We start from the raw sequence: 21,790 nt of genomic DNA on the forward strand, positions 1-21,790 counted from the left end.
GAGCGCCTCAAGTCGCTGCCCAATGAAAAACGACCCGGCCGCACATGCGACCGGGTCGTCAAATCTCGCCCTCACCGTTACACCGTTCGATTCTTGAAGAAGAACCTTAACTGAACGGCATTACCCGCAATGGCGGGGCTTTTTTGTGTCTGCGCGTGTTGGGTTTAGCCCTGTTGCTCTGCGCGCAAGCTTCGTTCTGCTGACGCTTATTGGTCGTTCGCTTGCGCGTTGCTGCTGTCGAGCGAACCGTAGAACTTCACCTTCGAGCGCGCACGCACCGCTTCGACATAAGCCTCGGCTTCAGATTGCGCATTGACCTGCGCGATCTGCTGCTGAGCAGCGGCGAGACGCTGCGGATTGGTGGGCGCAGCCGCCACCACCGAGTTCACACGATAGATCGCATAGCCGTCGTCGCCGAGGTCAACACCTACGTAGGCCGGCAGTTTTTGCGCATCTGCTTTGTAGATTGCGCTCAATGCAACCGGCGGCACGCCTTGCGCGTCGTTGCGCGACACCTTCAACGGCGACGAGAAACCGGTCGTGGCCTTCGACTTTTCAAGCTCGGCCAGCTTCGCCACACCGTCTTTGTGCGCCGCTTCGTTCGACTGCGCCGCAATGACCTTCTGACGCACCGCGTCCTTCACAGCGTCGAACGCCGGCACGGCTGCGGCCTTGTAGTCGGTGACGTGCGCCGCGACCAACGTGTTGCCGCCAACGTCGATGGCCTGCGTGTTGTTGCGTTGCACGGCCGCGTCGTTCGCGAACACTGCCGCGAGGAACTTCGCGTTGTTCAACGAACTGTCAGGCGGCAGCTTCGGATCCGGTTGCGGCGTCACCGTAGCGGTCTGCAATTGCAGCTTGTACTTGTCGGCGGCCGGCTGCAGGCTCTTCGCCTTCTCATACACGAGCGACGTGAAGCCTTCCGAACTGTCGCTGAATGCCTTGCTTGCCAGCTGCGTCTTCAGGTCTTTCGCGATTTGATCCTTCACTTCGTCGAACGGCTTCGTGACTGCCGGCTTCACGTCCGTCACCTTGACGATGTGAAAGCCGAAGTCGGTCTGCACGATGCCGCTGACTTCGTCCTTCTTCAGAGCGAACACAGCGTCGTCGAACGCCTGGCCGCCCGCGATCATGCCGCGGCCGAAGTAACCGAGATCGCCACCCTTCGACGCCGAGCCCGGGTCCTGCGAATTGGCCTGCGCGATTTGCGCAAACTGATCCGGATGCGCCTTGATCTGAGCGAGCAACTCTTCGGCCTTCTGTTTCGCTTTGGCCTTGTCAGCCGCGCTCGCATCTTTCGGCGCGGAGATCAGGATGTGGCTCGCACGCACTTCACCGTCCGTGCGGTAGTGCGCGATGTTGTCGTCGTAGTACTTTTTCAGATCCGCGTCGCTCGGCTGGATCGATGCGGCGAGCGTTGCCGGCGACATCACCAGGTACTGGATCGTCGCCGTGGCCGGCGTCGCGAACTCGTTGCGATGCGCATCGTAATACGCTTGCAGTTGCGCGTCGGTCGGCTGGACCTTCGCCGCATAGTCGCGCGGATGGAACGCAATGCCCTGCACTTCACGCTGCTGCTCGGCCAGCTCCGTCAGATGCTGCGCGAGCACCTTCGACGTGAACGCACTACCTTGAATGCTCGCGGGCAACTGCTGCATCGCGAGGCTGTAGCGCACACGTTCGTCGTACTGGTCGGGCGTCATGCCTTGCATCGCGAGCAGTTGCTTGTAGCGTTCGACGTCGATCGAGCCGTCGGGATTCTTCAGCGACGAGATCACCGGATCGTTGAGCAGCACACGGCGCACGGCGTCGTCGGATGCAGTCAGATGCAGGCGCTGCGTTTCATCGGCCAGCACGCGCTGTTCGATCAGACCGTCGAGCATTTCGCGGCGGCGCTCCGGCGTATCGAACGACTTCGCGTCGAACTGCGCGCCAAGCATCTGACGGGCGCGGTCGAGTTGCTGACGCATTGCGTCGTCATACTCGGCGCGCGTGATCTTGTGACCGTTGACGCTCGCGACGTTTGCACTTTCGTCAAAGAAGCCGCGGAAACCTTGAATACCCACAAAACCCAACCCCGGCACAATGACGAGGATGAGCATGAACATCATCAGGCGTTTGTGATTGCGGAAAAAATCGAGCATGCGTGAGGAGTGCCAAAAACAGAACGCCCGATCTTACAACAGCGGGCAATAAAAAAGGCGAACCGGAGTTCGCCTTTCGTGGATACTGGCGGAGTGGACGGGACTCGAACCCGCGACCCCCGGCGTGACAGGCCGGTATTCTAACCGACTGAACTACCACTCCTTATACTGCGCTGACTGCATGAAACACTGGCTTGAATCTGAAACTGGTGGGTGCTGAGAGGCTCGAACTCCCGACCTACGCCTTGTAAGGGCGCCGCTCTACCAACTGAGCTAAGCACCCGTTTCCGATTCAGTGTGCTTCTTACTGCCTGACTTACTGCTTGAATTTGCTACTTGAGTTCGCTGACTGACATTCCTCAAGCAGCAAGCCCATTAGTTTAGCGCATCCTTCAGAGCTTTGCCAGGCCTAAATTTAGGAACCTTTGCTGCCTTGATTTTGATCGCAGCGCCGGTGCGCGGATTGCGCCCGGTGCGCGCGGTCCGCTTGCCGACCGCGAACGTGCCAAAACCGACCAACGTGACCGAACCGCCTTTCTTCAACGTACCTTTGACGCCACCGATCACTGCATCGAGTGCACGGCCTGCCGCAGCCTTCGAAATGTCGGCTTGCTGTGCAATGTGATCGATCAATTCCGTCTTGTTCATTCCAACCCCCGAGAATGTTTTATGGCAATCGCGATGGTGCTCTTTAGCACCTGGCATCACGCGGCTGGCGGGTAACGCCGAGCCGCCTCATTAGAATTGGCCGAAACCCTTGTGTCAAGCCGGGTTGAGCCTGATCCGGCACGTTTTTTAAGAGGATTTTTATCACCAGATGTTGCTTGCAAGCGATACGCATGGAAACGGGCGGCACAGACAGCGCGCATTACTCAAAAGATGGGAAAACGCCAGCTACGAAGCGCGCTACCAGGATCGCGCGGACAAAAAAAACCCGCGGCCTGGACCGCGGGTTTTCGTTCAGCAAACAGTTTCGTTGCCGATTATTTCAGTGTGCTTAGTGCTTCACGAACTCCGTGGCGGCGTCTTTGCCCGCCTCGGCCGCAACAGGCGCAGCAGGCTTGGGCTCTTCTTCCGGCAACGCTTGCGGCACACGTTCGAGCGCCAGCTCGAGCACCTTGTCGATCCAGCGGACCGGCACGATTTCGATCGCGTTCTTCACGTTGTCCGGAATCTCCGTCAAGTCCTTGACGTTTTCTTCCGGAATCAGCACCAGCTTGATGCCGCCGCGATGCGCCGCCAGCAGCTTTTCCTTCAGGCCGCCGATCGGCAGGACTTCGCCACGCAACGTGATTTCGCCCGTCATCGCGACGTCGGCGCGCACCGGAATACCGGTCAATACCGACACCAGCGCGGTCGTCATCGCGATACCGGCCGAAGGACCGTCCTTCGGCGTAGCGCCTTCCGGCACGTGAATGTGAATGTCCTGCTTCTCGAACGCTTCGTCCTTGACGCCAAGACGCCGCGAACGCGAGCGCACGACCGAGCGCGCTGCTTCGACAGATTCCTTCATCACGTCGCCGAGCGAACCCGTGCGGATCACGTTGCCCTTGCCCGGCATCACAGCGGCTTCGATGGTCAACAGATCGCCGCCCACTTCTGTCCACGCGAGACCCGTAACCTGGCCAACCTGATTTTCCTTCGCAGCCAAACCGAAGTCGTACTTGCGCACACCGAGGAAGGTGTCGAGATTGGTGCCGTCGACCTTCACCGCGCCTTCCGCCTTCTTCAGCAGAAGCATCTTCACGACCTTGCGGCAGATCTTCGAAATTTCACGCTCGAGCGAACGGACGCCCGCTTCGCGCGTGTAGTAACGAATGATGTCGCGGATCGCAGTTTCCGTCACATCGACCTCGCCATCCTTGAGGCCATTGTTCTTCTTCTGCTTCGGCAACAGATAACGCTGCGCGATGCTGACCTTCTCGTCTTCCGTGTAACCCGACAAGCGGATCACTTCCATCCGATCGAGCAACGGCGGCGGAATGTTCAGCGAGTTCGACGTCGCCACGAACATCACGTCCGACAGATCGAAGTCCACTTCGACATAGTGATCGGCAAACGTATGGTTCTGTTCCGGATCGAGCACTTCGAGCAACGCCGACGACGGATCGCCGCGGAAATCCTGGCCCATCTTGTCGACTTCGTCGAGCAGGAAGAGCGGATTGCGCACGCCGACCTTGGTCAGGCTTTGCAGAATCTTGCCGGGCATCGAACCGATGTACGTACGACGGTGACCGCGAATCTCGGCTTCGTCGCGCACGCCGCCGAGCGCCATACGCACGAACTTGCGGTTCGTCGCGCGAGCGATCGACTGACCCAGCGACGTCTTACCGACACCCGGAGGCCCGACGAGGCACAGAATCGGCGCCTTGACCTTGTCGACACGTTGCTGGACCGCGAGATACTCGAGAATGCGTTCCTTCACCTTCTCGAGACCGAAGTGGTCTTCGTCGAGCACGCGTTCTGCATTCGAGAGGTCGTTGTTGACCTTGCTCTTCTTGCGCCACGGCAAGCCGATCAGCGTGTCGATATAGTTGCGCACGACCGTCGCTTCAGCCGACATCGGCGACATCAGCTTGAGTTTCTTCAGTTCGGCGTCGGCCTTCTTCTTGGCTTCCTTCGGCATGCGGGCAGCCGTGATGCGCTTCTCGAGTTCTTCGAGGTCCGCACCTTCTTCGCCTTCGCCGAGTTCCTTCTGGATCGCCTTGACCTGCTCGTTCAGGTAGTACTCGCGCTGGCTCTTCTCCATCTGACGCTTCACACGCCCACGGATGCGCTTTTCGACCTGCAGGATGTCGATCTCGGCCTCGAGTTGCGCGAGCAGATGCTCGAGTCGCTCGATCACCGGGAACATCTCGAGGATGTGCTGCTTCTGGTCGAGCTTGAGCGGCAGATGTGCCGCGATCGTGTCGGCCAGACGCCCGGCTTCGTCGATACCCGACAGCGACGTCAGGATCTCCGGCGGGATCTTCTTGTTCAGCTTCACATACTGGTCGAACTGCGACACGATCGCGCGACGCAGCGCTTCGGTTTCAGCGCTGTCGGCATGGTCGGGTTCGAGCGGCATGACTTCGCACGAGAACTGCGTTTCCTGTTCTTCGATGGAAAGCGTCTTCGCGCGCTGCAAACCCTCGACGAGCACCTTCACGGTGCCGTCGGGCAGCTTCAGCATTTGCAGGATGTTGGCAACGCACCCTACTTCGTACATGTCCTTTTCGGTCGGCTCATCTTTCGCAGCCGTTTTCTGGGCGACTAGCATGATGTGCTTGCCGCCTTCCATCGCTGCTTCGAGAGCCTTGATCGACTTCGGGCGGCCTACGAAGAGCGGAATCACCATGTGCGGGAAGACGACTACGTCGCGCAGCGGGAGCAGCGGGAGCGTAATGCGTTCCGGCGGGAGGAGTTGGGTTCCTGACATTTCATTTCCCCATGAGTGGAATCAGTTCGTTCGATAGGTGAGGCCAGCAGAAAATATTGCAAGCCTCCGCGTGTGGGAAAAGTTCAGTGACTCCGAAGGTTCAGTGACTCCATAGTGAAAACAACCATGCTGACCACACGATAAACGAAAAAGCCGTTCACGTCGCCATGAACGGCTTTTTTGCAGAACCCGAAAGCCGATCAGTTCGAACCCGCGACCTTGGGCGCGTCTTCGTAGATCAGTAGCGGTTTGCCGTCGCCGTCGATCACGTTGTCGTCGATGATGACCTTGCTGACACCTTTCATTTGCGGCAGGTCGTACATCACATCAAGCAATGCCTGTTCCAGGATGGAGCGCAAACCCCGCGCGCCCGTCTTGCGACGGATTGCTTTGCGCGCCACGGCCTGCAACGCCGCCGGGCGAATCTCAAGCTCGACGCGTTCCATGTTGAACAGCTTGTGGTACTGCTTCACCAACGCATTCTTCGGTTCGACGAGGATCTTCATCAAAGCCGCTTCGTCCAGCTTGCCGAGCGTGGCGACCACCGGCAGACGGCCGATCAGTTCGGGAATCAGGCCGAACTTGATCAGATCTTCCGGTTCCACTTCGCGCAGCACTTCACCGGCGTCACGGTCCTGCTTGCTCTTCACGCTCGCGCCGAAGCCAATACCGGTTTTCTCGGTACGATCGACGATGACCTTCTCGAGCCCGTCGAACGCGCCGCCACAAATGAACAGAATATTGGTGGTGTCGACCTGGATGAAGTCTTGATTCGGATGCTTACGGCCGCCTTGCGGCGGCACCGATGCCATCGTGCCTTCGACCAGCTTTAGCAAAGCCTGCTGCACACCTTCGCCCGACACGTCGCGGGTGATCGACGGGTTGTCCGACTTGCGGCTGATCTTGTCGATTTCGTCGATGTAGACAATACCGCGCTGGGCCTTGTCGACTTCGTAATTGCAGTTCTGCAGCAGCTTCTGGATGATGTTCTCGACGTCTTCACCGACGTAGCCGGCTTCCGTCAGCGTGGTCGCATCGGCGATCACGAACGGGACGTTCAGAAGGCGCGCGAGCGTCTGCGCGAGCAGCGTCTTGCCGGAACCGGTCGGGCCGATCAGCAGGATGTTGCTCTTGGACAGTTCGATCTCGTCCTTCTTGTCGAGATGCTTGAGGCGCTTGTAGTGGTTGTACACCGCGACCGCGAGAATCTTCTTCGCACGTTCCTGACCGATCACGTATTGGTCGAGGATTTCACGGATTTCCTGCGGGCTCGGCAGATCGGACTTGGACAAGCCCGCCTCGATACCCGCGCCCGCAGCTTCGTCACGAATGATTTCGTTGCACAGGTCGATACATTCATCGCAGATGAACACCGACGGGCCGGCAATCAGTTTTTTGACTTCATGCTGGCTCTTGCCGCAAAACGAGCAATACAACAGCTTTTCGCTGTTAGAACCTTTCTTGTCCGCCATAGATGTGTGAGCCTCCGGACACTCAGTTACATAATACGCCGTTTGCCCCCGCCTCGCAGTTTGGGCGCGGCGGGACTTGAGCCAAGGTGACGGCGCTTGCCGCAGGCGCTCGGACGATTCTCGATTGTTTCACAACGGATCCGCCGACGGCTTCGCCCCAATTCGGGGCAAAGCCGCACCAGATCAAGGACGCTTGTGTGCGACCTGGTCAACCAGCCCATACGCTTGCGCGTCGTCGCCGGACATGAAGTTATCGCGGTCGGTGTCGCGCGCAATGCGCTCGACCGGCTGGCCCGTATGGTGCGCGAGCAGATGATTCAGCCGTTCCTTCAAATACAGGATTTCGCGCGCCTGGATTTCGATGTCCGACGCCTGACCGCGCGCGCCGCCGAGCGGCTGATGAATCATCACGCGCGAATTCGGCAACGCGAAACGCTTGCCCTTCGCACCGGCCGCCAGCAGGAACGCGCCCATGCTGGCCGCAAGACCCATGCACAGCGTGGAGACGTCCGGCTTGATGAACTGCATCGTATCGTAGATGGCCATACCAGCCGACACCGAGCCGCCCGGGCTGTTGATGTAAAAGCTGATGTCCTTGTCCGGATTCTCGCTTTCGAGGAACAGCATCTGCGCGACGACGAGATTGGCCGTCTGGTCGTTCACTTCACCGACGAGGAACACGATGCGTTCCTTCAGCAGACGGGAGTAAATGTCATACGAGCGCTCGCCCCGGCCGCTCGTTTCCACGACGATCGGCACCAGTCCGAGCGCCTGCGCTTCGAGATCCCTGGACGACTGGGAGGTCAACGTGTCCAGCATTTGGGCGCGAAAGGTCATGCAATGGATCCTTGTCTGGAAATACTCTGGATATTGGATGCTAGACAGGTGTGTGCGGCGAGCCCGTATTCAAGTGCGCGATCAGTACGAACGCGTTGTGCTACAGAACGCAACACGTCGTGCACATTAACAGCACAAAAACAGCACAAAAAAACGGCGTGCTGGCCGTCGCTCCGACAGCCGGCACGCCGTTGCAGCGACGCTTACGCTTGCGCCGTTGCGCTTGCCAGTTCTTCGAAGCTCACTTCCTTGTCCGTCACCTTGGCCTTGCCGAGGACGAATTCGACGACGTTGGCTTCAACGACGTACGCTTCCATTTCAGCAAGACGTTGCTGGTTCGAATAATACCAGCGGACGACTTCCTTCGGGTCTTCGTAGCTTTTCGCGAATTCGTCGACTTCGGCGCGAATCTGTTCCGGCTTCGCTTGCAGTTCGTTGGCCTTGACCAGCTCGGCCAGCACGAGGCCCAGCTTGACGCGGCGCTCTGCTTGTTCCTTGAACATCGCGGCCGGGATCGGTGCGTCCTTGGCGTTGGGCACGCCACGTTGCTCCAGATCCTGACGAGCCATTGCGACGAGGCGCTCCTGATCCTGTTCGATCAGCGCGTTCGGCACGTCGAGGTCTGAAATCTTCAGCAGCGCGTCCATCACCTGGTTCTTGACGATGGCTTGCGTGCGGCGCTTCGCTTCGCGCTCGAGATTGTCTTTGATCTCGGCGCGCATCTTGGTCTGATCGCCGTCTTCGATGCCGAGCGACTTAGCGAAATCAGCGTCGATTTCCGGCAGGTGCGGCCACTCGATCTTCTTCATCGTGATCGTGAATTGCGCGGTCTTGCCTGCCACGTCCTTGCCGTGGTAGTCCTCGGGGAAGGCCAGATCGAATTCCTTCGAGTCGCCGACCTTCAGGCCCTGCGCCGCCTTTTCGAATTCCGGCAGCATGCGGCCTTCGCCCAGCACGAACGCGAAGTCTTCCGCGCTGCCGCCCTGGAACACTTCACCGTCGATCTTGCCGACGAAGTCGACCGTCACGCGATCGCCCTCTTTCGCAGCCGTGTCCGCGCCGCCGTCGCCGTGCTCGCCGGCTTCGCCGCGAGCGTGGAAGTGCACGCGCTGCTTGCGCAGGATTTCCAGCGTGCGGTCGATTTCCGCTTCGCTGATGGTGGTCGTGGTGCGCTCGATTTCAGCCGTGGCGACGTCGCCCAGCTTCACTTCCGGGTACACCTCGAAGGTCGCGTCGAACGCGTAGTCGCCTTCGACCGCGTCGGCCTTCGGCGCGAAGCTCGGCTGGCCGGCGACGCGCAGGTTTTCGGCGCGGCTGATGTCGAAGAATTCCTTGCCGACCTTGTCGCTCAGCACTTCGGCTTCCACCTGGCCCGAATACTGTTGCGTCACCATCTTGAGCGGCACCTTGCCCGGGCGGAAACCCGGCATGCGCACGTTCTTCGCGAGTTGACGGATACGCGAGTCCACTTCCTTCTGCACGGCGTCCTTCGGCAGGGAAATCGTTACGCGGCGTTCGAGCTTGCCGAGGTTTTCAACAACGTTAGCCATGGCTTCAATCGTCCTAAAATTATTCGAGCGAATCAGTTATCTTCTCCGTGCCGCTTTTCGACGTCGCTTCGCGTCGATTGCGCGCCTGCGCCGCGGGCTTGCAGGCCGCCGGCAGCACGGTTGGGTCCAAAGAGCCGAATATTTTAGCAAACTATTTGCGCGCCCAGCCGGGATTCGATGAATGCGCGCGTTTTTATCGGCATTCCGGCTGCTTTCCAGGCTGTTTCGGCGCGGTTTCCGTCTGGGCCGCGCGCGATTTCCAGCGTCCGCTTACGGGATTGCCAGCGCCTTTCGCTGCTTGTGCGCGTCCGGCTCGCGCAGCCGTGTCAACAGCCTTGCGTCGCTCGCACGACCTAGGCGGGCAGCGGGCGGGGCACGCCTCGCCGCGGACCATTCCGGCTATGCCGTTCGACATATTCAGTCAGCGCGCCCATGCTGATAAGCTAACGAACGCGCTCGGGGCTGCACCCACATCCGCTCCCCCATCCTCGCAACGATTCCAACCATCCAGAGACACCATGCCGAATTCGTCGTCCTCGCCTGTCGTCGTCATTGCTCCCGATTCCTTCAAAGGCTCGCTTAGCGCCGAACAGGTCGCGCAGGCGATCGCGACCGGCATCCAGCGCGCCCGCCCCGACGCCAGCGTGCGCATCTGTCCAATGGCCGACGGCGGCGAAGGCACGCTCGACGCAATGCTCACGAGCGGCGGCGAACGCCGCACGCTGAGCGTGCGCGGCGCGGCCGGTCCGCTGCGCGAAGCGCTGACCGGCCTGCTCGCGGACGGCAGCGCGATCATCGAAACGGCCGAGATCGTCGGCATCACGGACCCGGTGGGGATGGGCGTGCCGGTCCAGGCGCGCAGCACGCGCGGGATGGGCGAGGCGGTTCGCGCGCTGCTGGATGCCGGCGTGCGGCGCTTTTTCGTCGCACTGGGCGGCAGCAGCACGAACGACGGGGGCGCCGGCCTGCTGACCGGCCTCGGCCTCAAACTGTTCGACGCGCAAGACAACGAACTCGACGGCACCCCGGAACAGCTCGCGCGCGTGGCGCGCGTCGACGCCTCGCAACTTGACGCCCGGCTCGCCGACACGCAGTTCGTGGGCATGTCGGACGTGGACAACCCGCTGACCGGCGAGCACGGCGCGACCGCGGTGTTCGGTCCGCAAAAGGGCGTCAAACCGGATCAGGTGGCGGCGATCGACGCCGCCCTCGCCCGCTTCGCCGACCTGCTCGAAGCCGCGCTCGGGCGCACCGCGCGCGAGCTGCCAGGCGCAGGCGCAGCGGGCGGCCTCGGCTTCGCGCTGCATATGCTCGGCGCGCAGTTCGAGCCGGGCGCGGAAACGGTCGCGCGGCAAATCGGTCTCGATGCCGCACTTGCAGGCGCGGACTGGCTGATTACCGGCGAAGGCCGCTCGGACGTGCAAACGCTGCACGGCAAGGCGCCCTTCATCGCCTGCCGTCATGCGCAAGCGGCCGGTTTGCCCGCCACGCTGCTGTCCGGTGCGGTCGATTCCGCGGCCCTGCCGCGCCTCGCCGAATACTTCAGCGGTTGCTTCTCGCCGGCGCCCGGCCCGATCACGCTCGAAGTCGCGATCAGCGACGCGGCGCGCCTGCTCGCCAACGAGGCCGAACAGCTGACGCGCCTCAAATACGGCACGCGTTGACCGGCGGAACGGTTGCGGCAACAATCACAGCGCCGCGACCGATCCACTCACCACGGGATGACCATGAAGGACTCCGCTAAAGCCGGGCTCGAACAATTCCTCACGTACCGGCTGCATGTGCTGAACAAACTCGCGGAGCGTGGCATCAGCGAGCGCTATCAGGCGAAGCTCGGCGTGACCCTGCCCGAGGCACGGGTGATTGCGTCGGTGGGCTCGTTCGGACCGTTCTCGATCATGGATCTGGCGAGACACGCCAATCTCGACAAAAGCCAGGCGAGCCGCGCGGCCGAAGCGATGATCCGGCAAGGACTCGTGCAGCGCCAGCCGAGCGCCGAAGACGGCCGCGTGGTGCTGGTTTCGCTGACACCGGACGGCCGTGCGCTATACCGGAAGGTGATGCCGATCGCGCGCAAGTGGAACGGCGATATGTTCGACTGTCTCGACGAGCAGGAAAAGGCCGCATTCGGCGCCGCGCTCGACAAGATCATCGAAACGATGACAGCGCGCGCGCAATGATGCGTGGCGCGTGCGAGTGGCAGGTGCACTGCCATGTTGATGGACGTACGGGGCCGCTGCTGGCGCCGTCTGCTTCAACGTCGTTGCGCTTGGTGGTTGATTCCTGAACCTTTTGGCTGATCGGCTCAGGCACTCCTCGCACTGCTCACGGTTGGCAAGTATGCAGCGCCCGCTTCAGCGGACGCCGCGACTCTTCGCGGCGCGTCCGCCCGACCACCAGAATCACCCCTTTTCGTCGCGGGGTCCCTTTTCACTGGGTCCATCTGCATCGGCACCAGCCGTTCCCGCATTGTCGGCCGTAGTCCCCACCGTGCCGGCGCCGCCCGGCACACCACCGGCCACCTCACCGGGCCGCGTCTGCAAGACGCGCGCGCGCCACCACGCGAACACCCCGAGCGAACCAACCGCCAGCGCCAAAGCCGCCCATAGCAGATACCGGCGCGACACCGCCGGATCGCCGGCCACAGGTGTTGCGCCCGCCTGCTGCGCAGCGTGCAGCGCATCGCCCAGACGCGCCGTCGCGGCAACCGACGACGCGTCCTTCAACAACGCGTCGCGACTCACCGCCGCCGACGTCGTCGTCGCGCTCCCCACCGCCAGCGTGAACGGCGCGCTCCCTTGCGCGGCGAAAGTCAGCGTCGCCGGATGCCAGCCCGCCGCAACCGTCAATGCGCCGACGCCGACTCCACCGTTGCGCGTGTCGACCACGATGCGCCATTGACGATCTGTGTCGGGCTTCAATTCGAGTGCGGCGTTACTCTGCTCCACATCGCCGTTATGCAAGCGGAACAGCGTCGCGTGGGCGACCTCCCGCCACGGCGCGTTCAGCCCGGCCCGCGAGTAGACGACCGCCTGGGTCACCGTATTGGGCTGAGGCAAACCGATGACCAACCGGTCGACCGGATACGGCCGGCCCGTCGAGAAGAAATATTCGCCGGGCTTCACGCTGGCCTGAGCGACGAGGCCTTTGCGCCATTCCCGCTGCGTGTCCGCCCGGCGCGCGGCGTCGACGCCAGCTGCAAGCACCTCGGCATCAATCGAATCGACATACGGCGCACCGTCGAGCCAGTGCAGACGCAGGTAACGCACGTGAACGGCGTCCAGTTCGATCCGGTTCTGGCTCAGGGTGCTGCCGTTGTAGTTGACCTTGAGCAGTTGCGCATCGCCGGCTGGCCGCCAGTGATGCAAATCGTCGCTGGCCTCGACGCGCACGCGGCCCTGGTAATTGTCGTCACGCAGATGCACGACCAACGCGCCGACACGGCCGGCCTGCGCCGCACGGCCGGCATCGATCAGGTCCACATCGTGTTGGGCGCGCGGCGGCGGCGCCGAGGTCGCGCGCAACGAGCCGTCGGTCGAAATTGCGACCCCTGGAGGCGGGCCATTGCCGTTCGCAGCGGCAGGTGGCAATGGAAACCAGCGCACCTGGCGCAGAACAGGCGGAGTGCGCGCGGGCTCGCGCGGCGCGTCGAGCGAATACGGTACGGCTTCGCCGGCGCCGTTGAAGACGCGCAGATCGCCGAGATCGCTGCGGCGGCTGGCCTCATACACAGAAGCTGACAGCGTCACGCTGTAAAACGCGGCGCCGTCTTCGAGCTCGAGCGCGAAACGCTGCGCGAAAGCATCGGCGGCCGCCGCGGGCGCCGACGTCCATAGGGCGGCGAGCGCCAGGCACCCGCCGGTCAGTCTCAAGAGACGCTTCATCGCTCAGTTTCCGGGAGCACAAACTTGGATGGCAACGGCGAGAAGTGGCCGGCCAGCGGCCACCTCGAACCGATACCGACAAAAGACGCGAGCCGCTCGATGCTAGTGGCGGGTGACGGGTCGAACAGCAACAACCCGTCGGCGGTTTGCCGTCAGCAGCAAGCCGCCGATGATGCAAAAACAGCCGCGTCGCCCCAATCATCGCCGCGTGCGCGCTGGGCGTCCAGATTACCTAAATTGGCGTACGCACATGCGCGCATTCGCACGCCATCGCGCCGCCGCAGAGCCGCCGCACCCCGCCCGAATTCGCGACAAGCCGTCAACCATGTCAAAATTCGCGATTGGCCACTGCGCCTTCACACCCCCACTTTTCATCCAAGGAAGTTTCAGTGGACATCAACAAGCAGGTCGCGGCACTTACCGCTTCGGAACTCCAGACCGCCGGCGCGAGCCAGGCGACGGCGATCGCGGTCAGCGTGCTGCTGCGTCATCTTCGCTCGCCCGAGCTGGCAAAACTGTTGGCGTCGGCATTCGACAACCATCAGGCGGTCATGTTGCAAACGCCGTGGCCGGATCCGATGCTGCAAGCATTCGAATCGACCCGCCGCTTCCTCGAAGGCGCGGCGCAGGCAGAACTGCCAGGCGCACGGGGGCAATCCGACACGCCCGGCGTCTGAGCGATGTTGGGCAGGTCCTGCCCGACCTGCGCCAGAAACGAAAAACCCCGTCAGTCCAATGACTTAACGGGGTTCTTCGCTACAGATAAAAATGGTGCGAGGGAGGGGACTCGAACCCCTACACCCTTGCGGGCGTCAGGACCTAAACCTGGTGCGTCTACCAATTTCGCCACCCTCGCAGCCGGGCAAGCCGCTGTGCGTCTGCCCGATGTCCTGCCTACTCGCGAGCGCGCCAGAAACAGGCGCCCGAAAGCGTAAGCGCGAGATTCTAACCGATTGATTCGCGCTTGTCTGCACCTTCGCCTCATCTGTAGAAGCAACGCCGATGCTACAATTTTTGGCTTGACGCAGGCATGCCGTGCCCCTTCTTCGCCTGCCCTTCCCCACATTTCCAATCCAGTGAATTTCGACGAATATTGCCAGCAGAAAGCGGCGCCGCCAGGATCGAGCATTTACTATGCGCTTCGGCAGGCGCCCACAGCAAGTCAACCGCTGCTGACGGCGCTGTTCGCGTTGCGCCGCGAATTCGAGGAGACCGTCAAGGAGATCAGCGATCCGACGATCGGCCGCACGAAACTCGCGTGGTGGCAAAACGAAATCGCTGCGCTCGCGTCGGGCTCGCCCTCGCATCCGGTTTCCAATGCGCTCGCGGCTCATCTGTCCGATGTGAAGGCGGAATATCCGGCGCTGCAGGCATTGCTCGCCGGCTTCGAAATCGACCTCGACCAGGCGCGTTACCTCGACTATCCGAATCTGCGGCGCTATCTGCAAAGCGTGGGCGGCACCTTCGCGTCGCTGGCCGCGCGCGCCACGGCGAAAGACGCGGCGCGGGCGCAGGACTGGTCGGCGCCGCTGGGCGAGGCGCTGCTGCTTGCACAGTTCGTCGTCGAGACAGGCAACGATGCGCGTCACGGCCGCATCTACATTCCTATCGACGAGATGCAGCGCTTCAACGTCACCGCTGCCGATCTGATCAATCGAAAATATAGCGATGCCTTCACCGAGTTGATGCGCTTCGAAACCCGGCGTGCCCGCGATGCGTTGCAGACCGCGCTCGCCGCTGTGCCCGCCGCCGAGCGCCGCGCGCAGCGCACCTTGCTTGCGCTGGCGGCGCTGGCGTTGGCGCTGCTCGATGAAATCGAACGCGACGGTTATCACGTTCTGCATCAACGCATCGCGTTGACGCCGATCCGCAAATTCTGGATCGCTTGGCGCGCGAAGTAGATGGATATCCGAGGCGGCTCGATGCGCCGCTTCGCGTTGACGCCGACTTGAAGCTGGCAATCGCCTCACGTGTTGCGGCCAGGTCTTGCAGTAGCGCCGCTTAAAACAGGCGCGCTTTGGGCAGCATCAAACGCGTAGTAGTGGCAGCGGCTCGAACCGTTGCTGCAGAATCGCCGATGCGTCGAGCCCCCACCAGGACCCAAGCACGGTCGCATACAGCTGTCGAAAATCGATGCCGAGCGGCAATTCGCCATTGCCGTCGAGCCGAGCAAGCGTCGGCGGCAGCCCGTACAAACCGCCGCGCACGCGTGCGCCCATGAGAAAATGCGGCGCCACGGTGCCATGGTCGGTGCCGTTGCTGTGGTTCTCTTGCGCACGACGCCCGAACTCGCCATAAGTCATCACCAGCGTGCGGTCCCAGCGGCCAAGTTCGACGAGCGCCGCTTTCATCGACGCCAATCCTTCAGCGAGTTGTCCTAGCAACGCGGCCTGCTGCACCGGCTGGTTGTGATGTGTATCGAAACCGCTCAGCGTCAGACGGATCGCGGCGACGTCCCGCCCGCTTCGCCGTTGTTCTTGCGGCGCGCCGCACACGGCGAGCATCTGCATTGCAGCCTTGACCGAGTTGCCGAAAACACCGCCGGGGAACACGGTGTTCAACTGCACGTGGTGCCGCGCGGCGCCCAGACCACCGTCGGCGTTCCCGATCTCTTTACCGACGTCGAGAATCCGCGACGCCGCGACATCGCGCTCGTGCAGCAGCGCGGGACTTACGAGGCGCGATGCGTTGCCGTGTTGTGTCGAAGCGCTCAGCGCAATCGACCGTGCGCCGTTCGCGAACGGCCCCATCTCGGCATTGCCTATCAGTACCCCGTCAGCGGCGAAACCGGCGGGCGCCCGCATCTGCGCAAACGCACGCGTCAGCCATCCATCGCGCAGATACTGATCGGAGCGCGACGCGGTATCCCAGATCTCGGTCGAGCGGAAGTGCGAGAGATTCGGTTGCGCGTAGCCGACGCCTTGCACGATCGCGAGTTGCCGGTTGCGCCAAAGCGGCATCAACGGCAGCAGCGAAGGATGCAGCGCGGTGCGCTCATCGAGTGCAATCGCGTGCTCGCGTTTGATACCGATGTTCTTGCGCAGCTTGTAATAGCCAGGATCGGCAAACGGAATCACGGTATTCAAACCGTCGTTGCCGCCTTTCAGTTCGACGAGAATCAGCAGGTTGTCGGAGCCGCAGCTCGACCATGCGCGCGCCGTGGGCGCCAGCGCACCGAACGCGCTCCGCAGCGAAAGTGTTGCGCCGGCGGCTGCGCTCATCGAAAGAAAGCTGCGTCGTTTCATCCTGCTCCTCGTTCGATTGCGATGGCGTGAGCCGGGCCGCCGTCGACGCAGTTCTGGAATGAGTGTGCCCGGTTGTGACATTGAAGCGTACGCTACCTGGTCGACGCCCGCTATTTCACACTTGCAACGGCACACGACCAACTTTTGATGCACGCTCAGCCACTTGCGCACTCACCTTGCATGTAATGTTTCGTAACGCTGAGCACGCACGCAGTACGCCGAGATTACAAGCTATCGGCCGCGATGACCGCACCTCTCTCGCCCCACGCCCAGTCGCCAGAATTGACGGACCGTCACAGAGAAGCCTCCAAACGGGTATACGGGTCGCACAAACCGCTCAGCGGCCGTCCGCACGGAAGAAACTGACCATGGAAGTGCACCGGAATATTTCACGCAAGATGTCCGCGCGACACACGCGCCTCGAGCAGGCACGAAAAAAGCTACCGCTTGTAGAGTTCGCGGACAGCATCTTCAATGTGCTGTCGCAACAGACGCCGTTCGTCGGGTGTCATATGGCCATCGCGACGACGTTGATCAAGATCGGGGGGAACTGCCGTGCGCAACATCACGTCTGATGCGGGGTGGTCGGGAGTCGGGTTGCGGTGGTTAGCCCGGGAGTTGCCGGGCTTGGGCGCGTGCTCACTCGCAGCTCTGTCGGCAGAAGGCTGGGCATGGGCGAGCGTTGGTCCCAGCGAGCCTGCGAGCGCACCGGCTACTGCCAGTGCAATGACGCTCAGGCGCACATTCGGCCAAACCCCTCCCTTCATGTTGTTCCCTTCGTGGCGCGGCAACCGGCTACCTCAAATGCGTATACAAACCCCGGTAACGAGCCGGGTGCGAGAGTTATTGTCGAGTGAAGTATCCACCGAACAGCCGCCTGCAGTAAAGGAGTCTAACTGCCCATGCTTTACGTCGTGCCACAGTGCGGGTAAATTTTGTAACTGACTGTAACCCGGTAAACGATGCACCCGCGCACCACTTTCTAATCGCGCTAAGATGCCGACCATGGAAACCAAAAACCCTTCGAAAATCCTCGTCGTCGACGACGATCCACGCCTGCGCGATCTGCTGCGCCGCTACCTCGGTGAACAGGGCTTCAATGTCTATGTCGCCGAGAACGCGCCGTCCATGAACAAGCTCTGGGTGCGCGAGCGCTTCGATCTGCTGGTGCTCGATCTGATGCTGCCCGGCGAGGACGGCCTGTCGATCTGCCGCCGCTTGCGCGGCAGCAACGACCGCACGCCGATCATCATGCTGACGGCCAAGGGTGAAGACGTCGATCGTATCGTCGGCCTCGAAATGGGCGCCGACGACTATCTACCCAAGCCGTTCAATCCGCGCGAGCTGGTCGCGCGCATCCACGCGGTGCTGCGCCGTCAGTCGCCGTCGGAGTTACCGGGCGCGCCGTCCGAAACCACCGAAGTGTTCGAATTCGGCGAATTCGCGCTGAACCTCGCCACCCGCACGCTGACCAAGGCCGGCCAGGAAATCCCGCTGACCACGGGCGAGTTCTCGGTGCTCAAGGTGTTCGCGCGTCATCCGCGCCAGCCGCTGTCGCGCGAAAAGCTGATGGAACTCGCGCGTGGCCGGGAATATGAAGTGTTCGACCGCAGTCTCGACGTGCAGATTTCGCGCCTGCGCAAGCTGATCGAACCCGATCCGGGCAGCCCGCGTTTCATTCAGACCGTGTGGGGTCTGGGCTACGTCTTCATCCCCGACGGTGCAGCCTGAGTTTGTTTCCATCTCCGATGTCGACCAAAGTTGGCGCTTTAGCGCTTACTCTGGTCCCATGCCCTGCATCGACCAGAGTTGGCGCTTTAGCGCTTACTCTGGTCCCATGCCCCGCATCGACCAGAGTTGGCGCTTTAGCACTTACTCTGGTCCCATTCAAAACAGTTGCTGTCTTTGATTTCAGATAAGAAGGGCCCATGCGGATCGACCGGCGCCTCCTGACGCTCGCGTTCGGCGGCCTTTTCTGGCGGACCTTTCTGTTGATCGCACTGCTGATCGCAGTCAGTCTCGCCGCGTGGTTCCAGAGCTTCCGGGTGATCGAACGCGAGCCGCGCGCGCAGCGCGTGGCGTTGCAACTCGTCGCGATCGTCAAGCTCACACGCACCGCCCTCCTCTATTCCGATCCCGACCTGCGGCGTGCGCTGCTGCAGGATCTGGAAAGCAATGAAGGGGTGCGGGTGTACCCGCGCGAAGCAACCGACAAGTACAAGCTCCAGCCCGACGAGTCGCTGAACCGTCTGATCGAGCACGACATTCGCGGCCGCCTCGGCGACGACACCGTCATCGCGCAAAGCGTGAACGACATCAACGGTGTGTGGATCAGTTTCAAGATCGACGACGACGACTACTGGGTCGCGCTCGACCGCGATCAGCTCGATAACGCGACCGGCTTGCAATGGGCCGGCTGGGGCGTGTTCGCACTGGCGCTCTCGCTGTTCGGCGCGGCGTTCATCACGAGTCTGGTGAACCGGCCGTTCGCGCGTCTCGCGATGGCCGCGCGCAAAGTCGGCTCGGGCCAGTCGCCCGAGCCGCTGCCCGAGCGCGGCATGGGCGTGGCCGCCGAAACCAACCGCAGTTTCAACCAGATGGTGCAGGATCTCGAGCAGCTCGAAGCCGATCGCGCACTAATGCTCGCGGGTATCTCACACGATCTGCGAACGCCACTAGCGCGGCTGCGGCTCGAAACCGAAATGAGTCCGTCGGACCAAAGCACGAAAGACGCGATGGTCGACGACATCGAGCAGATGGACATGATCATCGGCCGGTTCCTCGATTACGCACGCCCGGTGCAGCGGGTGCCGGAGCCTGTCGACCTGTCCGTGATCGCCGGCGAACTGGCCGCGCGCATGCAAAGCGAGGACAGCATGCGCCTGATCACGCGGCTGGCGCCGTCGGCGGTGATCGAGGCCGACGAGACCGATATGCGGCGCGTGGTCGGCAATCTGCTGGAGAACGCGCGCAAATACGGCCTGAGCGACGGCGACGGCATCCCGCACGTGATTCTGGAGACCCGCGTGTCGCACTCCCGCGTCGAACTGTCGGTGGTCGATGAGGGCCCGGGCATTCCGGAGGATCAGTTGGCGCTCGTCACGCGCCCTTTCTATCGCGTGAATTCGGCGCGCACGCAGGCCAACGGCACGGGCCTGGGCATGGCGATTGTTCAGCGGCTGGTCGGCCGCTACCGCGGGGCGCTGCGCTTGCGTAATCGCACGCCAGGGCCGGGACTCGAAGTCACGATCGAGTTTCCGCTGGCAAGGGGCGCCTGACCACGACAGCCGTTTGTGACCCTTGCAACCATTGCGCCCCCGCGCCTTGTTGAATAATAAACTCTCCACCTCGTTAGAAAAAAACTATTGATAAGACAAATTCATAGAACTATAGTGGAGCGGTAACGCGTTCGTTACCACTGGCTGGTGGCCTCAACATGCTGTTTTTCCAGCACACGAAGGAGAACTTGCATGAAAACCGTTGGCGATAAAGTCGACGCGTTCACCGTCACTGCTGCGAAGCCGGGCTTCAACAACCACGAAGAAAACGGCACATCGGCGTTCGAAGAGATCACGGAGCAGTCGTTTCCGGGCAAGTGGAAGATCATTTACTTCTACCCGAAGGACTTCTCGCTGGTGTGCCCGACCGAAATCGTCGAGTTCGGCAAGCTTGTGAAGGACTTCGAAGAACGCGACGCGGTGCTCTTGGGCGGCAGTGTCGACAACGAATTCGTGAAGCTGGCATGGCGCCGCGAGCACAAGGACCTGAGCAAGCTGAACCACTATTCGTTCGGTGACGTCAAGGGCGAGCTGATCGACCAGCTCGGCGTGCGCGACAAGGAAGCGGGCGTCGCGCTGCGCGCCACCTTCATCGTCGATCCGGACAATACGATCCAGCACGTGTCGGTGAACAACCTGAACGTGGGCCGCAATCCGGAAGAGGTGCTGCGCATTCTGGACGGCTTGCAAACGGACGAACTGTGTCCTTCCAACCGCGCCGTCGGCGGCGCAACGCTGTAAGCCGTGCCGTCAGAAGCCCGCCTCGCTTGAAAAAGCCGCGGGCTTTTTTATCGACAACCCGATAGAAGATGCCAATGAAATTCTTGTCTTCGATCAAGGCGCGCGTGCCCGACTATGCGAAGGACATCCGGCTGAATCTCGATGGGACCATTGCACACTCATCCCTCGAAGGAAACGAAGCGGTTGGCGTCGCGCTCGCAGCGGCGTTCGCCGCGAAAAGCACGGTGATCGTCGACGCGATTCGCAATGCCAGCGTGTTGTCTGCGGAAGAGACGAATGGCGCGCTGACCGCCGCCGCGCGGATGGGGATGAACAACGTCTGGTATCCGTACGTCGAGATGACGGACAGCGCGGACCTCAAATCGCAACCGGCGCAGTTACGGATGAACGCTTAGCGTCGGATGGCGGCGTGGACAAGCGGCGCTTCGAGATGTATGCGCTGCTGGCTTCGATCATCGGCAAATGCCATTTCTGTGTGAAGTCGCACTTCGATACGCTGGTCGCCGAAGGCATGAGTTCCACGCAATTGCGCGACGTGGGCCGCATCGCGGCCGTGATCAACGCGGCCGCGCAGTGTATCGCCGCCGAGGATCAATAGCGGTTTTGCCGCGCGCGGCGCGCAACTTCTCTTTCTGCGTTGGACGCCGTGATTGGTGGCCTTCGGTCGTCACCCTCGGGCGAACCGAAGGCCACCCGCACAACCCGATCAATTCCTGATCAGCAGCACCACGGCCTGCGCTTCAATCCCCTCGCTCCGGCCGAGATAGCCGAGCTTCTCGTTGGTCTTGGCCTTGACATTGACCCGCTCGATCGGCAAGTCGAGATCGCCGGCGATATGCGCCCGCATCCCTTCGATATGCGGCGCGAGCTTGGGCGCCTGCGCGACTACGCTGCTATCCACGTTGGCGATCGCAAAGCCCGCCGCCTTCACACGCGCAACACACTCGCGCAGCAGCACCCGGCTGTCCGCGCCGGCGAACTTCGCATCGGTGTCGGAGAAGTGCCGGCCGATATCGCCCAGCGCCGCCGCGCCGAACAGCGCGTCGGTAATCGCGTGCAGCAGCACGTCCGCGTCCGAATGGCCGAGCAGCCCGCGCTCATAAGGAATCGTCACGCCGCCGATGATCAACGGACGCCCCGGCACCAGCGCATGCACGTCGTACCCTTGCCCCACTCTCAAATCCATATGCGTCAAGTCCTCAAGTCCGCTTACAAAAATTG

17 protein-coding genes, 3 tRNA genes and 1 pseudogene are annotated in these 21,790 nt (G+C 61.9%); 8 read left to right on the top strand and 13 right to left on the bottom strand.

The annotated features are described in order from the left end of the window. Positions 1 to 206: 206 nt before the first annotated feature. The 8 genes from FVF58_RS28305 to tig form a co-directional block, all read right to left on the bottom strand. Positions 207 to 2,144, bottom strand: a complete 1,938-nt coding sequence (locus FVF58_RS28305; protein ID WP_149673097.1) for a SurA N-terminal domain-containing protein — start codon at positions 2,142 to 2,144, stop codon at positions 207 to 209. 86 nt (positions 2,145 to 2,230) lie between these two features. Further along, positions 2,231 to 2,307: transfer RNA gene (locus FVF58_RS28310), tRNA-Asp, on the bottom strand. A gap of 44 nt (positions 2,308 to 2,351) precedes the next feature. Continuing rightward, positions 2,352 to 2,427, bottom strand: a tRNA-Val gene (locus FVF58_RS28315). Between the two features lie 92 nt (positions 2,428 to 2,519). Next, a complete protein-coding gene (locus tag FVF58_RS28320; RefSeq protein ID WP_007585907.1) occupies positions 2,520 to 2,792 on the bottom strand; it encodes an HU family DNA-binding protein in 273 nt (90 codons plus the stop codon). Between the two features lie 349 nt (positions 2,793 to 3,141). Beyond that, complete coding sequence (gene lon / locus FVF58_RS28325; RefSeq protein WP_149673098.1) at positions 3,142 to 5,562, bottom strand: endopeptidase La; 2,421 nt, start codon at positions 5,560 to 5,562, stop codon at positions 3,142 to 3,144. Between the two features lie 200 nt (positions 5,563 to 5,762). Next, entirely contained in the window at positions 5,763 to 7,034 is a 1,272-nt protein-coding gene (gene clpX / locus FVF58_RS28330) for an ATP-dependent Clp protease ATP-binding subunit ClpX (protein ID WP_006048928.1), read from the bottom strand. A gap of 183 nt (positions 7,035 to 7,217) precedes the next feature. Further along, positions 7,218 to 7,871 carry an ATP-dependent Clp endopeptidase proteolytic subunit ClpP gene (gene clpP / locus FVF58_RS28335; protein ID WP_007182010.1) on the bottom strand — a complete coding sequence of 218 codons (654 nt, stop codon included), beginning with the start codon at positions 7,869 to 7,871 and terminating at the stop codon, positions 7,218 to 7,220. Between the two features lie 203 nt (positions 7,872 to 8,074). Then, complete coding sequence (gene tig, locus FVF58_RS28340; RefSeq protein ID WP_149673099.1) at positions 8,075 to 9,421, bottom strand: trigger factor; 1,347 nt, start codon at positions 9,419 to 9,421, stop codon at positions 8,075 to 8,077. A 518-nt stretch (positions 9,422 to 9,939) separates the two neighbouring features. On the opposite strand from tig, the gene FVF58_RS28345 reads away from it, so the two are divergent. Together FVF58_RS28345 and FVF58_RS28350 are read left to right on the top strand one after the other, a co-directional pair. Beyond that, the gene (locus FVF58_RS28345) at positions 9,940 to 11,085 is read left to right on the top strand and encodes a glycerate kinase (protein WP_149673100.1); all 1,146 of its coding nucleotides are present in this window, start codon (positions 9,940 to 9,942) and stop codon (positions 11,083 to 11,085) included. 63 nt (positions 11,086 to 11,148) lie between these two features. After that, complete coding sequence (locus FVF58_RS28350) at positions 11,149 to 11,601, top strand: MarR family winged helix-turn-helix transcriptional regulator (protein ID WP_149673101.1); 453 nt, start codon at positions 11,149 to 11,151, stop codon at positions 11,599 to 11,601. A gap of 222 nt (positions 11,602 to 11,823) precedes the next feature. Here the strand turns inward: FVF58_RS28350 and FVF58_RS28355 are convergent, their stop codons facing one another. Continuing rightward, positions 11,824 to 13,305 (bottom strand): DUF3999 domain-containing protein, encoded by a 1,482-nt coding sequence (locus tag FVF58_RS28355; RefSeq protein ID WP_149673102.1) that lies wholly within the window; start codon positions 13,303 to 13,305, stop codon positions 11,824 to 11,826. A gap of 389 nt (positions 13,306 to 13,694) precedes the next feature. Between FVF58_RS28355 and FVF58_RS28360 the strand changes: the two genes are divergently transcribed. Further along, positions 13,695 to 13,982, top strand: coding sequence for a hypothetical protein (locus tag FVF58_RS28360; RefSeq protein ID WP_149673103.1), 288 nt, complete (start codon positions 13,695 to 13,697; stop codon positions 13,980 to 13,982). Between the two features lie 92 nt (positions 13,983 to 14,074). On the opposite strand, the gene FVF58_RS28365 is transcribed toward FVF58_RS28360, so the two are convergent. Then, a tRNA-Leu gene (locus FVF58_RS28365) sits at positions 14,075 to 14,161 on the bottom strand. A 220-nt stretch (positions 14,162 to 14,381) separates the two neighbouring features. On the opposite strand from FVF58_RS28365, the gene FVF58_RS28370 reads away from it, so the two are divergent. After that, positions 14,382 to 15,206, top strand: a complete 825-nt coding sequence (locus FVF58_RS28370) for a squalene/phytoene synthase family protein (protein ID WP_149673104.1) — start codon at positions 14,382 to 14,384, stop codon at positions 15,204 to 15,206. A 126-nt stretch (positions 15,207 to 15,332) separates the two neighbouring features. On the opposite strand, the gene FVF58_RS28375 is transcribed toward FVF58_RS28370, so the two are convergent. Next, on the bottom strand, positions 15,333 to 16,550 hold the full coding sequence (locus FVF58_RS28375; protein ID WP_149673105.1) for a DUF1501 domain-containing protein: 1,218 nt from the start codon (positions 16,548 to 16,550) through the stop codon (positions 15,333 to 15,335). 440 nt (positions 16,551 to 16,990) lie between these two features. Then, positions 16,991 to 17,317 carry a hypothetical protein gene (locus FVF58_RS53090; protein ID WP_149673106.1) on the bottom strand — a complete coding sequence of 109 codons (327 nt, stop codon included), beginning with the start codon at positions 17,315 to 17,317 and terminating at the stop codon, positions 16,991 to 16,993. 229 nt (positions 17,318 to 17,546) lie between these two features. Here FVF58_RS53090 and ompR point away from each other — a divergent pair, with 229 nt between their 5' ends. The 4 genes and pseudogenes from ompR (at position 17,547) to FVF58_RS28400 (ending at position 21,167) form a co-directional block, all read left to right on the top strand. Next, positions 17,547 to 18,281, top strand: a complete 735-nt coding sequence (gene ompR, locus FVF58_RS28385; RefSeq protein ID WP_006048917.1) for an osmolarity response regulator transcription factor OmpR — start codon at positions 17,547 to 17,549, stop codon at positions 18,279 to 18,281. Positions 18,282 to 18,478: 197 nt separating this feature from the next. Continuing rightward, positions 18,479 to 19,828, top strand: a complete 1,350-nt coding sequence (locus FVF58_RS28390) for an ATP-binding protein (protein ID WP_149673107.1) — start codon at positions 18,479 to 18,481, stop codon at positions 19,826 to 19,828. A 192-nt stretch (positions 19,829 to 20,020) separates the two neighbouring features. Continuing rightward, entirely contained in the window at positions 20,021 to 20,569 is a 549-nt protein-coding gene (locus tag FVF58_RS28395) for a peroxiredoxin (RefSeq protein ID WP_149673108.1), read from the top strand. Positions 20,570 to 20,643: 74 nt separating this feature from the next. Further along, positions 20,644 to 21,167, top strand: a pseudogene (locus FVF58_RS28400) (carboxymuconolactone decarboxylase family protein). Between the two features lie 108 nt (positions 21,168 to 21,275). Here FVF58_RS28400 and ispF read toward each other — a convergent pair. Continuing rightward, entirely contained in the window at positions 21,276 to 21,755 is a 480-nt protein-coding gene (gene ispF, locus FVF58_RS28405; protein WP_149673109.1) for a 2-C-methyl-D-erythritol 2,4-cyclodiphosphate synthase, read from the bottom strand. Positions 21,756 to 21,790: the final 35 nt, after the last annotated feature.

The organism is Paraburkholderia panacisoli (genome assembly GCF_008369935.1).
Taxonomy (GTDB): domain Bacteria; phylum Pseudomonadota; class Gammaproteobacteria; order Burkholderiales; family Burkholderiaceae; genus Paraburkholderia; species Paraburkholderia panacisoli.

Bases quoted from the DNA above. Each gene is read 5' to 3' on its own strand.
- FVF58_RS28305 (WP_149673097.1), bottom strand. From the start codon at position 2,144: ATGCTCGATTTTTTCCGCAATCACAAACGCCTGATGATGTTCATGCTC.
- FVF58_RS28320 (WP_007585907.1), bottom strand. From the start codon at position 2,792: ATGAACAAGACGGAATTGATCGATCACATTGCACAGCAAGCCGACATT.
- lon (WP_149673098.1), bottom strand. From the start codon at position 5,562: ATGTCAGGAACCCAACTCCTCCCGCCGGAACGCATTACGCTCCCGCTG.
- clpX (WP_006048928.1), bottom strand. From the start codon at position 7,034: ATGGCGGACAAGAAAGGTTCTAACAGCGAAAAGCTGTTGTATTGCTCG.
- clpP (WP_007182010.1), bottom strand. From the start codon at position 7,871: ATGACCTTTCGCGCCCAAATGCTGGACACGTTGACCTCCCAGTCGTCC.
- tig (WP_149673099.1), bottom strand. From the start codon at position 9,421: ATGGCTAACGTTGTTGAAAACCTCGGCAAGCTCGAACGCCGCGTAACG.
- FVF58_RS28345 (WP_149673100.1), top strand. From the start codon at position 9,940: ATGCCGAATTCGTCGTCCTCGCCTGTCGTCGTCATTGCTCCCGATTCC.
- FVF58_RS28350 (WP_149673101.1), top strand. From the start codon at position 11,149: ATGAAGGACTCCGCTAAAGCCGGGCTCGAACAATTCCTCACGTACCGG.
- FVF58_RS28355 (WP_149673102.1), bottom strand. From the start codon at position 13,305: ATGAAGCGTCTCTTGAGACTGACCGGCGGGTGCCTGGCGCTCGCCGCC.
- FVF58_RS28375 (WP_149673105.1), bottom strand. From the start codon at position 16,550: ATGAAACGACGCAGCTTTCTTTCGATGAGCGCAGCCGCCGGCGCAACA.
- FVF58_RS53090 (WP_149673106.1), bottom strand. From the start codon at position 17,317: ATGAAGGGAGGGGTTTGGCCGAATGTGCGCCTGAGCGTCATTGCACTG.
- ompR (WP_006048917.1), top strand. From the start codon at position 17,547: ATGCCGACCATGGAAACCAAAAACCCTTCGAAAATCCTCGTCGTCGAC.
- FVF58_RS28390 (WP_149673107.1), top strand. From the start codon at position 18,479: ATGCGGATCGACCGGCGCCTCCTGACGCTCGCGTTCGGCGGCCTTTTC.
- FVF58_RS28395 (WP_149673108.1), top strand. From the start codon at position 20,021: ATGAAAACCGTTGGCGATAAAGTCGACGCGTTCACCGTCACTGCTGCG.
- ispF (WP_149673109.1), bottom strand. From the start codon at position 21,755: ATGGATTTGAGAGTGGGGCAAGGGTACGACGTGCATGCGCTGGTGCCG.